Source organism: Binatus sp. (SeqCode) (assembly GCF_036522015.1).
In the GTDB taxonomy this organism is placed as follows: domain Bacteria; phylum Desulfobacterota; class Binatia; order Binatales; family Binataceae; genus Binatus.
The window spans coordinates 1-11219 of sequence record NZ_DATDGQ010000276.1; the positions used below are offsets into that span (position 1 = coordinate 1).

The 11219-nt window shown below is 61.3% G+C and carries 12 protein-coding genes and 2 pseudogenes; 2 read left to right on the top strand and 12 right to left on the bottom strand.

Annotated features, from left to right (window positions below; translation table 11 throughout):
• The 9 genes and pseudogenes from VIW95_RS17505 to VIW95_RS11905 form a co-directional block, all read right to left on the bottom strand.
• Positions 1 to 142 (bottom strand): annotated as a pseudogene (locus VIW95_RS17505) (SufD family Fe-S cluster assembly protein); the annotation flags it as partial.
• Positions 73 to 495 (bottom strand): annotated as a pseudogene (locus VIW95_RS11870) (biotin carboxylase N-terminal domain-containing protein); the annotation flags it as partial. The pseudogenes VIW95_RS17505 and VIW95_RS11870, both read right to left, overlap by 70 nt.
• A gap of 53 nt (positions 496 to 548) precedes the next feature.
• On the bottom strand, positions 549 to 2099 hold the full coding sequence (locus tag VIW95_RS11875; RefSeq protein WP_331586703.1) for an acyl-CoA carboxylase subunit beta: 1551 nt from the start codon (positions 2097 to 2099) through the stop codon (positions 549 to 551).
• Positions 2100 to 2205: 106 nt separating this feature from the next.
• Entirely contained in the window at positions 2206 to 2679 is a 474-nt protein-coding gene (locus tag VIW95_RS11880; protein WP_331586705.1) for a DUF192 domain-containing protein, read from the bottom strand.
• A 40-nt stretch (positions 2680 to 2719) separates the two neighbouring features.
• Positions 2720 to 4048, bottom strand: coding sequence for an MFS transporter (locus tag VIW95_RS11885; protein ID WP_331586707.1), 1329 nt, complete (start codon positions 4046 to 4048; stop codon positions 2720 to 2722).
• 5 nt (positions 4049 to 4053) lie between these two features.
• Positions 4054 to 5250, bottom strand: coding sequence for a cytochrome P450 (locus VIW95_RS11890; RefSeq protein WP_331586709.1), 1197 nt, complete (start codon positions 5248 to 5250; stop codon positions 4054 to 4056).
• Between the two features lie 14 nt (positions 5251 to 5264).
• Positions 5265 to 6470, bottom strand: a complete 1206-nt coding sequence (locus VIW95_RS11895) for a cytochrome P450 (protein ID WP_331586711.1) — start codon at positions 6468 to 6470, stop codon at positions 5265 to 5267.
• 174 nt (positions 6471 to 6644) lie between these two features.
• Complete coding sequence (locus tag VIW95_RS11900; protein WP_331586713.1) at positions 6645 to 7865, bottom strand: cytochrome P450; 1221 nt, start codon at positions 7863 to 7865, stop codon at positions 6645 to 6647.
• 2 nt (positions 7866 to 7867) lie between these two features.
• The gene (locus VIW95_RS11905; protein ID WP_331586715.1) at positions 7868 to 8518 is read right to left on the bottom strand and encodes a TetR/AcrR family transcriptional regulator; all 651 of its coding nucleotides are present in this window, start codon (positions 8516 to 8518) and stop codon (positions 7868 to 7870) included.
• 158 nt (positions 8519 to 8676) lie between these two features.
• On the opposite strand from VIW95_RS11905, the gene VIW95_RS11910 reads away from it, so the two are divergent.
• Positions 8677 to 9123: a DUF2267 domain-containing protein gene (locus tag VIW95_RS11910; protein ID WP_331586717.1), complete on the top strand. Its 447-nt coding sequence runs from the start codon at positions 8677 to 8679 to the stop codon at positions 9121 to 9123.
• Here the strand turns inward: VIW95_RS11910 and VIW95_RS11915 are convergent.
• On the bottom strand, positions 9110 to 9910 hold the full coding sequence (locus tag VIW95_RS11915) for an enoyl-CoA hydratase (protein WP_331586719.1): 801 nt from the start codon (positions 9908 to 9910) through the stop codon (positions 9110 to 9112). The genes VIW95_RS11910 and VIW95_RS11915 overlap by 14 nt on opposite strands.
• Positions 9911 to 9935: 25 nt before the next feature.
• On the opposite strand from VIW95_RS11915, the gene VIW95_RS11920 reads away from it, so the two are divergent.
• Positions 9936 to 10376, top strand: coding sequence for a GNAT family N-acetyltransferase (locus tag VIW95_RS11920; RefSeq protein WP_331586721.1), 441 nt, complete (start codon positions 9936 to 9938; stop codon positions 10374 to 10376).
• Positions 10377 to 10553: 177 nt separating this feature from the next.
• Here the strand turns inward: VIW95_RS11920 and VIW95_RS11925 are convergent, their stop codons facing one another.
• Positions 10554 to 10757: a hypothetical protein gene (locus VIW95_RS11925; protein ID WP_331586723.1), complete on the bottom strand. Its 204-nt coding sequence runs from the start codon at positions 10755 to 10757 to the stop codon at positions 10554 to 10556.
• The coding region (locus tag VIW95_RS11930) for a TIGR03619 family F420-dependent LLM class oxidoreductase (protein ID WP_331586725.1) at positions 10738 to 11219 on the bottom strand (482 nt) is incomplete at its 5' end. The genes VIW95_RS11930 and VIW95_RS11925, both read right to left, overlap by 20 nt.

The window sequence follows — 11219 nt, forward strand, 5'->3', positions numbered from 1 at the left end:
TTTTGGTGTTTTTGCCAATATGGATCATCTTGGTCCCGGTATCGGCCTGCTGATAGTTGTTAGTCAGCGCCACGGAGTAGAACTCACCGACGGAATTCTCACCTTGCAGAATGCAGCTCGGATACTTATAAGTTTGCGCGCTTCAACCTTGTCGCCCATCCGCTCGATCGCTTCGGGCGGCGGTCCGATCCAGGTGAGGCCGGCTTTCTGCACCGCGCGTGCAAATGCGGCTCGCTCGGAAAAAAAACCGTAGCCCGGATGCACCGCGTCGGCCTTGAGACGTTTCGCGGCTTCAAGAATTTTGGCGGTATTGAGATAGCTCTCAGCCGCCGGCGCCGGACCAACCGGGTACGCGTGATCGGCTTCGCGCACATGCAGCGCGGCGCGATCGGCGTCGGAGTAAACGGCGATCGATTCGATTCCCAACTCGCGGCAGGCGCGGATGATCCGCACGGCAATTTCTCCGCGGTTGGCGATTAGAATCCGTTTGAACATCAATCTTTCAAGGCTTCCCAGATTTTATACTGAATCCAGCCGGTACTGCTCTGTCAAAGTGGAATGTTGCCGTGTTTGCGCGGCGGATTTTTTTCGCGCTTGTTTGCGAGCGCCTTCAGCGCGCCGATCAGCTTGGGACGCGTGTCGTGCGGCATGATCACTTCATCTATATAGCCAAGCTCGGCGGCCTTGAATGGGTTCGCGAAAGTTTTGCGATAATCGTCCGCCAGCCGCTTGCGCTCGGCGACCGCATCTTTGGCGTTGGCGAGCTCGTTACGAAAAACGATGTTGATCGCCTGCTCGGGTCCCATCACCGCGATCTCGGCGCTCGGATAGGCGAAGTTGAAATCGCCGCGAATGTTCTTCGACGACATTACATCGTACGCGCCGCCGTAAGCCTTGCGCGTGATCACCGTGACCTTCGGCACAGTCGCCTCGCAGAACGCGTAGAGCAGTTTCGCGCCATGTCGAATAATTCCGGCGAACTCCTGCTGCGTGCCGGGCAGGAACCCAGGCACATCGACGAACGTGACGAGTGGAATGTTGAACGCGTCGCAGAAGCGCACGAACCGGGCGCCTTTGACCGACGCGTCAATGTCGAGCGCTCCCGCGAGGAACGACGGCTGGTTCGCGACGATTCCAACCGAGTAGCCGCCCATCCGCGCAAACCCAATCAGCATGTTCTGCGCATAGTCCTTCTGCACCTCCAGCAAGTGACCGTCATCGACAACGCGCCGGATGATGTCGCCCATGTCGTAGGGCTTGTTGGGGCTTTCGGGAACGATCGAATCGAGGGCGGCGTCGATTCGTGCAGGATCGTCGCTGCTTGCGATGAACGGCGGATCTTCGACGTTGTTCGACGGCATGTAGGAGAACAGTTCGCGGACCATCGCGAGCGCGCCCGAGTCGTCGTCGGCCTCGAGATGACAGACGCCGGACTTCTGGCTATGCGCGTCGGCGCCGCCCAGCTCCTGCATCGTGACTTCCTCGTGGGTGGCGGCTCTGATCACGTCGGGACCGGTGAGGAACATGTACGAGGTGTCGCGGACCATCACGATGAAATCGGTAATCGCCGGCGAATAGACCGCGCCGCCCGCGCATGGTCCCATGATTACGGAAATTTGCGGGATAACTCCCGACGACATCACGTTGCGCAGAAAAATATCCGCGTAGCCCGCCAGCGACACGACCCCTTCCTGGATGCGCGCGCCGCTGCCGTCGTTGAGGCCGATCACCGGGCATCCGGTTTTCGTCGCGAGGTCCATCACCTTGCAGACTTTTTCCGCGAAGGCGCCCGACAGGCTGCCGCCGAAAACGGTGAAGTCGTGGCTGAAGAGGCATACCTGGCGGCCGTCGATGGTGCCGTAGCCGGTCACGACGCCGTCGCCGGGGATTTTTTTATCGGCCATCTCGAAGTCAGTGATTCGATGCGTCTTGAACTTATCGAGCTCGACGAACGAGCCCCGGTCGAGCAGAAACTCGACCCGCTCGCGTGCGGTCATGCGTCCTTGCGCGCGCTGTTTCTTGACCCGATCCGCGCCGCCGGCGGCCTCGGCCTCGCGCGTTAGCTGCTGAAGTCGTTCGAGATTTTCTTTAAGTCCCATTTGTCACAACCGCGAGCAAGCTGGATAGACGGCAAACAAAAAGGCGCCCGTCACGCGCCACCGGCAAGATAGATACCGCATGTCGGCGAATGGTTAAAGCGCCCGATTATTCCGAGGCGTGAGGGTAGAAATTCAGAAACTGGAATCGGTCGCCCGGTTTGATTCCGTTTTTTGCGCAGAAACCGCCGTTCACTTCGAGTACATACTCCGAGGCGCCCTCGACACCGCGCAAGGTATCAGTCTGGGGGGCCGCGTTGGCGACGATTCCGGTCACCCGGAACGATGAGTCCGCGAAAATCATGTCGAGCGGAATGTCCGTGTTGTGCATCCAGAAATTCCGCGGCGCCGCATCCGGGAAGACGAAGATCATTCCCGCATCGTCGTCCAGATGCCTGCGAAACATCAGGCCGCGCTCGCGTTGCTCGTTAGTGTTTGCCAATTCGATCGCAACTGTGGCGCGGGTCGTGCCGTCCGGCGCGACTATCGTGACGCACGGACCGCGTGCGCATCCGAGCAAGGCGAGCAGGACGACCACGAACGAGAACGGTAGCCGGATGCGGCGATGTACGGTTCCTGTCATGGCTCGCCGCTAATCTAGCGCGTCGATGAGTCGCGGGAAATCAGGTCACGTTTGCTTCGGGCGAGATCTCTTCGAGTTCGCGGCCCGAGGTCTCCGGCAGGAACCACATGATCATCGGCGAGATTATCCAGAAGACGGTCAGGTAGCAGACTGCTCGCGCGTGCGAGCCGGTGAGATTGTATAGCACGCCCTCAAAGAACAGCCCGAGTGCGCCGCCGGTCGTGCCTGCGACCGCGAGCGCGCTGCCCGCCGTCGAGCGATATGAGGTCGGGAATAACTCCGCGCTGTAGGCATTCAGGATAGTACCCGCCGCGATGTCGAAAAATACTTCCAGGATCCAGGCCGGCACAATCGACCAACCCGTCGCCGTGTACATCCAGATGGTCAACAGGGGCGACAGGAACAGGAACGCCGCGCCCATCACGCGGCGCCCGTGCCGATCGCTCAGCCGGCCCGCGACGATCGAGCCCATTATTCCTAGAGCTCCTCCGAACAGAAATAACGACGACACGTTGCCCGGCGACCAATGATGCGTCTCCTGCAGAAACTTCGGAAACAGAAAGCCGGCTGCGTTGCCGCCCATCGAGTTCAGGAATGCGATCGAGAGCATCGTGATGAGCCGTCCCGGGTATGCGTTGTACAGCTGGGCGAGCGGCTCCCAGATTTTCACTGGCCGCAGTCCCTCGAGTTTTTCTTTTTCGAAGCGCGCGCTCTCTGGCAGCGTGCGGCGTAGCGGGATGATCAATATGAGCGGCAGCAGCGCAATCGCGTACAGCCCGCGCCATCCGTAAGGAATTACATTGATGAACGCGAAAACGATCGCCGCGAGGCCGTAGCCGACCGACGAAACTCCACCGAGCAGGCCGATCGCCCATCCGCGATGCGCCGCGTCAACTTCCTCCGCCACTATCACCATCGCGATCGCGGCTTCAGCGCCGGCGAACGCGCGCGCAATTATTTCAAACACGACGAAGGTCCGCTCACCCGGCGCGATCGCGATAAGGCCGGTGAAAATCGTGTAGCCGAAGACCGTGTAGAGCAGCAGGCGGCGGCGTCCGAAGACGTCGGCAAACGGCGTCATCAGCAATGACAGCAAGTAGCCGAGCCGGACTATCGAGAGCATCGCGCCAAGGTGCGACTCGGCGATCTTGAGCCCGGTCTGGATTTGCTTGAGCGCGAGACTCAGCAGCGCGCGATCATACTGGTCGAAAAATCCCGCCGTCGACGCGATAAAGAAAACCCGGCGCTGCCGCTTGGTGAATGGTGGCGTCCTGCCCAACATCCCAAGGTGAATACTCTTGCGGTCCGCGTCCTCGGCCTCCGGGCCGGCTTCGGGCGTCAATTCGAGGTTTATGGCGGGATCGGTCATCGGATTTAATCGATTGCCATCGGCAAGGAGCCGAGGCCGCGCAGAAAGTACGATCCTTTGTAGGTAGGTTTCATTGCGGGATCTTTAAGTCTGAGCCGCGGAAATCGCTCGAGCATCACCTCGAACGCGATCCTTGCTTCCATGCGCGCCAACGGTGCGCCGATGCAGAAATGGATTCCCTCGCCGAAGGCGACGTGTTCGTTGGGATCGCGCGTGATGTCGAATTTTTCCGGATCTTTGAATTGCGCAGGATCGCGATCTGCCGCGGCGACGATCATCATTGCAAATGCGCCTGCGGGAATCTCAGTTCCTCCGAGCTGCACGGGTACCTTGGTGAATCGCACCGTCGATTGCACCGGGCCGTCGTAGCGCAGCATTTCTTCGATCGCGCGCGGTAGCATCGAAGGATCACGTTTGAGCGCATCGAATTGATCCGGATGGCGTCCGAGCGCAAGCATACCGTTGCCGATGAGATTGGTCGTCGTCTCGTTGCCCGCGACCAGCAGCAGCGTCACGAAGCTCAACAGATCCGCCGCTGACATTACTTCACCTTCGTCGTGCGCAGCGACCAGCGCGCTGACCAGGTCGGGTCCCGGATTCGAGCGGCGCTTTTCGATCGCGGCCGTGAAGTAGTCGCCCAGTTCATCGATCGCGCGAATCGATTCAGGCGGCTGCGGCGCGCCGGGAACATTATTGTCGCCGCCAATGATCGTGTCGGACCAACTCTTGAACTTCTCGTTCAAGTCCGGCGGCACGCCAAGCATCTCCGCAATCACGGTGACCGGAAGCACGTTGGCGAGGTCCGCCATCACATCGAAGGACCCTTTTGCCTCGACCTTGTCGAGCTGCTCGTTTGCGATCTCGCGGATCCGAGGCTCGAGTTCGCGGATTCGGCGCGGCGTGAAATCGCGCGATACCAAGCGGCGCAGGCGCGAGTGCTGAGGCGGATCGGATCCCAGCATATTGCGCGAGCCCGCGAAGCGGCCTTGATACGCCTGCGGCGGTGGCGGCGGCCCGACGCTGGAGAAGTGCTCATGGTCGCGAAGCGCAGCAGTGACATCTTTGTAGCGCGCCACCAGCGCAAACGTCATCGGCCCCATCGCGAGGATAGGCGGGGGACCCGCCAGCAGCGGCGCGTAGTGCGGATATGGATTGGCCCGAAATTCGGGATCCCAGATGTTGAAATAAACTTCCGCCGCCATGCTCGATTGCCCCCTCAGTCAGTTGCCATTGTGAGAGACGCCAATCCGCGAAGGAAGTAGGAACCTTTGTAGGTCACCGGCGTCGCGGGATCCTGGAGACGCAAGCGCGGGAACCGCTCGAGCATCGCGCCGATCGCGATCGCACCTTCCATCCGCGCCAACGGTGCGCCGATGCAGAAGTGGATGCCCTCGCCCAGCGCGACGTGATCGCGTGGCGCGCGCGTGATGTCGAAGCGATCGGGATCTTCGAACTGCGCCGGGTCCCGATTCGCCGCGGCCAGTACTATGAAGCATGCTTGATTGGCCGGCAGATCGGTCCCGCCGAGATTTATATCTTCCTTGGTGAAGCGAATCGTCGATTGCACCGGTCCGTCGTAGCGCAGGATCTCCTCGACCGCGCGCGGCATCAGATCGGGAGTTTGGCGAAGCAGATCCATCTGCGCGGGATTGCGCCCGAGCGCGAGCATCCCGTTGCCGATCAAATTCGTCGTCGTCTCGTTGCCGGCGAGCAGGAGGAGGAGCACGAATGCAAGCAATTCGTCGGCGTTCATCGCTTCGGCATCGTCGTGCGCGGCGACCAGAGCGCTCACCAGGTCGGTGCCGGGATTTTTGCGGCGTCGGTCGATCTCATCGGCGAAATAGTTGCGCAGCGCTTTCGTCGCCGCATGAAACTCATCAGGCAACGGAGTCCCAGGCAGAGTGTTGTCACCCGTCACGACCGTGTCGGACCAGTGCTTGAACTGCTGGTAGTGATCCGGCGGCACGCCGAGCATCTCCGCGATAACCATCACTGGCAGTGCGTTCGCAATCCCGTGCATAACCTCGAGCTCGCCTTTGTGTTGCGCGGCGTCGATAAGGGTTTTCGCGATCTCGCGGATTCGCGGCTCGAGGTCGCGGATTCGCCGCGGCGTGAAATCGCGCGAGACCAGGCGTCGCAGCCGGGTGTGCAGCGGCGGATCGGAAAACAGCATCGTGCGCGCGCCGGCGAACGGTCCCTCGTCGTTGGGCTCGTTGGGATCGCGCGGGCGGACGCTCGAGAAATGCGCATGGTCGCGCAGCGCGATGGTGACGTCGGCGTAGCGCGCGACCATCGCAGTCGGGCCGAAGAGATCGAGAATCCGCGGCGGGCCGGCGAGCAAGGGCTTATAGTGAGGATATGGATTGGCGCGAAACGCGGGATCCCACGGGTTGAAATAGATATTCTCAGCGGCCTGGTTCATGTTCAGACTTCCTCTTCGTAAGCTTCAGTTTTGCCGGAGCGGCATCGCTCGCACTGCACCACCTGCGGATGCGCACTTAAGAGCAATCGCAGTGCCACCACGCGGATCTATGCGATCACGCGGGTTTTCATCGCGCCGACATGCATCAATGCGACTGCGCGCAGTCCCGCGATGTCACTTCAGCGCCATTTCGAGACGGCTCAGCCCGCGCAGCGCATAGGAGCCTTTGTAAGTCACCGCGGCGTCGGGATTTTTGAGCCGAAGATGTGGGAATCGCTCGAGCGCACTCCCAATCGCGATCGAACCTTCCATGCGCGCCAGCGGCGCGCCGATACAGAAATGGATTCCCTCGCCAAACGCCACGTGATCGTTCGGCGCGCGCGTGATGTCGAATTTCTCAGGATCTTTGAACTGCGCCGGGTCGCGATTCGCCGCCGCGATGATCACGAACGCGCCCATCCCCGAATTGATCGGCGTACCTCCCACTACGGTGTCCTTCGTCGCGGTGCCGAAGGTCGCTTGCACCGGGCCATCGTATCGCAGCATCTCCTCGATCGCGCCGCGCATCAGCTCGGGCTTCGAGCGCAGCGCAGCCATCGCGGCGGGATTGCGTCCGAGCGCCAGCATCCCGTTGCCGATCAGATTGGTCGTCGTCTCGTTGCCGGCGAGTAACAGCAGCACGAGGAATTGCAGCAGCTCGTCAGCGTTAAGGGCCTCGGATTCGTCGTGCGCCGCGACCAGCGCGCTCACCAGGTCGGTGCCGGGATTCTTGCGGCGGCGCGCGATTTCCGCGACGAAGGACGACCTTAGCTCGGTGAAGGCGTTCTTGATCTCGTCGGGTATCGGCATCCCGGGGAGCGTGTTGTCTGCTTCGACTATCTTGTCCGACCAATTCTTGAATTGCTGGTATTCCTCGGGCGGCACGCCGAGCAAATCGCTGATCACCATCACCGGGAGCGGATTGGCGAGGTCCGCCATCACGTCGAACTCGCCCTTGCGCTCGGCGGCGTCGATCAGATTTTTCGCGATCTCGCGGATACGCGGTTCGAGATCGCGGATTCGGCGCGGCGTGAAGTCGCGCGAGACCAGTCTGCGCAGGCGCGTTTGGGTCGGGGGGTCCGAGCCGAGCATCGTCGGAGCATCGCCGAATATTTTCGTCTGCTCGTCGAATCCCATCCCCTTCGGCAGCACGCTCGAGAACGTGGCATGGTCCATCAGAATCGCGCGCACGTCAGCGTAGCGAGCGGCGAGCGCTAATTTGTAGCCCATATCGAGAACCCGAGGCGGTCCCGCGAGCAGTGGGCGATAGTGCGGATACGGATCGGCGCGAAAGTTCTCGTCCCACGGATTGAAGTAGAAATCCTGCGGCGTCTGAGCCGCGACTGCCTCGCTCATTGTCAGAGCACCTCCCGCTTCTCGATTCGTTCCGAGGATTCCAGTTCGCGTACAATCGCGGCGCTGGCCCTCTTGGCTGTTTCCAAACCGCGCACAAATTCCGGCGGATCGATCTCGCCCGGCGCGAACAGCACGCGCTCGAGCGCCATCGCCTCGAGCCGTCCGAATACGATGCTGATCAAATCTTCAAGCTTGTCTTCCCGATCGGTCGGCCAATCGAGCAGCGTCGCGAGACCGATGCGAAAGCCTTCGCCGAAACGAACGCTCGCCGCGCGCACCGCGTCGTTCAGCGCAGGATCGGTACGGCTTGCGACCACCAGCTCGAGCCATGCATAGAATGTCGGCCCTTTGAACCCCGGCCATATCGTGTCAATCATGACGGCCAGGCGATGCTCGCGGCTGCCGGACGGCCGCTCCGCGATAGCGGCGCTCATTTCGCTCAGCCGCAGCTCGAAAACGTACTCGAGCGCGCTCACAACGAGCTCGTCTTTCCTCGGAAAATGATGCAATTGCGCGCCGCGCGAAACTCCTGCGCGGCTGGCGATCTCGGTGGTCGTCGTGCCGGCGTATCCGCGCTCGAAAAGGCATGCGACGGTGGCATCGAGCAACCGGCGCCGAGTTTCCGCGCTCCGTTCTTCTTGTAGCGCCGACATTTTAACTCCCTTGCTAAGCAGTTCAGGGTAGATGGAAGTAACATACAGGGTTGATTGTTACAAGCAGGCGCGACTGTTTGCTTGGACCTGCTCAATTCGACGCTTGAACCCGATTGAAACTCCGCTATTCTCCAAAAGTGATCGAACGCGATTCCGCGATGAACACAGTCCCCCACATTGTTAATGTCGCCGACCAGTTGAAATGCTCGCATCCGCGCGCCGAAGGGATCCTGCGTGCTGTGCTGCATGCGTTGCGCGACGGTCTAGACGTCGACGAAGCCGCCACGATTGAATCGTCGCTCCCTGCAAATATCCGGACGATGTGGCCTCGAGCGGCCGGTAAACATCCAGGACTCGCCGACCTCGGCGACGTCGGCTTCCTCGGCCGCGTCCATGAACTCGCGGCGAGCCCTGGCGATGACGAAACCAAGCGGATGGTTCACGTCGTAATGTCCGTCTTGATGACCGCGATGGCGATTCCCGGCGACGATCGGCATGCCGCATGGTCGGCGCTGACGCATCTGCCACGCGCGAGCAAGATGGTCTGGATGAAGCTGTTCCGCGCCGCGTGCTTTCCGGTCGAACTTTACGCTAGCGACCCTTGAAAACTGGCCGGCGCTTTTCCAGGAACGCGCGGACGCCCTCGCGATAATCCTCGCTGTCGAAGCATCGCGCGACCATCGTCGAGACAGCCTTCGCATCCCGTTCCTCGCGATCTTTCAGGCTCTCGCGAATGGCCAGCTTGGCGGCCGCCATCGTCAGCGGCGCGTTGGTCGCCATTTTGAGCACGTAGTCGCGCACGTTTTCTTCGAGCTTCTCGGGATCGACGACGCGGTTGACGAGACCCATCTGCATCGCCTCCTCCGCATCGAACAGGCGCGCCGACAGCAGGATGTCGCGCGCGTTGGCGGGGCCGACCGTATGCGCGAGCATGTTGACGCCCTCCAGCGGATACGCGAGTCCCAGCCGCGCCGCGGGAACCCCGAAGCGCGTGCCGCGCGCCGCAATCCGGATGTCGCAGGCGAGTGCGACTTGCACGCCGCCGCCGATGCATACGCCGGAGATCATCGCGATGACCGGCTTGCGGCATTCGATCAGCGCACCGATCGCGCTATTGGGTGCGTCACGATAGGCACGCGCCTGCGCCGCGTCGGCGCGCATCGCGGGAAACTCCGAGATGTCCGCGCCCGCGATAAACGCCTGCGGTGTGCCGCCGCGCATGACGATCACGCGAATCGCGTCATCGCTCGCCAATTCGACGACGCCTTCCGCAATCCTCTGCCAGGTCCTAAGATTGAGCGCGTTGCGAACTTGCGGCCGGTTGAGCACCAGCCATCCAATCGGCGCCTCGTGAGTGACTATCAACGGATCGACTGAAGTTTCATCCTTCACGGATAACGTACCTCTGGCGAGATTTATGACGATAATCGAGCGGGCTTCCAGTGGGGATTTTGAGCACATTTGTGCGCTGGACGAAACTGTCCATGGAAAACCCGCGCGACGCAGATTAATCGAGACGGCCTGCGCGAGCGGCCATATCTCGGTGGCGCGCGTCGACGACGTCATCCGCGGCTTCGTGATCGCAGATGAAAGCTTCTTTGGACAATTTTACGTGCGCCTGCTGATGGTGCAGGCCGATTTCCGGCACCGCGGACTCGCGACCGCGCTGATGCGCGCGGCCGAGCTCAATTGTCAGACCGGCAAGCTGTTCACCTCGACCAACCAGTCGAACATTCCGATGCAGCGGCTGTGCGCTCGATTGGGCTTCGTAAAAAGCGGCTACATCGAAAATCTCGACGAGGGCGATCCGGAACTGATTTATGTAAAGCTGCTCGCGCCCCAGGAACCTAACCTCTAACCCCTTCTCTTGAGGGAAGGGAACAATCGCGAGAGGGTCGCTCTCCCCGAACCCCGGAGCGAAATGTCGTCCTCGACATTTCGCGATTTCTCCCCACACTGGGTGCAGGGGTCACCCCTGCCCAAGGAAGTGTGAAACCCAAGGTGGGTTTCACATTCAACTAAGTTCTCCCAAGTTCTATATCTTCGCGATCACGTCGTCGTGCAGCTTTTCGAGGCCGCGCGTCAGGCCCTCCGCGTCGAACGCGGGCGGCGCGATCACAACTCGTGACACTCCTATCGCCGCGAGCGCCTTCAACTCATCGACGCGCGGGCGCCCCATGCATGACAGCTCGATCTTCTTCGGATCGCGCCCCGCTTTCTCAGCCTCCGACGTCATCATCGCGAACAGTTCCTTGAGCTTGGGAATCTCCGCGAGCGCCCGGAAAGAAGCCGTCGCCGTAGCGTCCTGCGCGTTTCGCCGCCGCCGACGAATGGCCGCCGACATGAATCGGCACTCCGCCCTTTTGCACCGGCTTGGGATAGCACTTGACCGGGCCGAAGTTGAAATGCTTGCCGTGAAATGACGCCGCGTCGTCGCTCCACAATGCGCGCAGCGATTTGATCGCCTCGTCGGTGCGCGCGCCGCGCGTATGGAAGTCGAGACCGAGCGAGGTGAATTCCTCCTCGAGCCATCCGCTGCCGATTCCGAGTATGGCGCGCCCATTCGACAGCACGTCGAGCGTGGCCAACTCCTTGGCGACGTACAGCGGATGCCGCTGCGGAAGAATCAGCACGCCCGTCGCGAGCTTGATTTTTTTCGTCACGGCCGCCGCGAACGCCAGCGGCAGCAGCGGATCGGGAA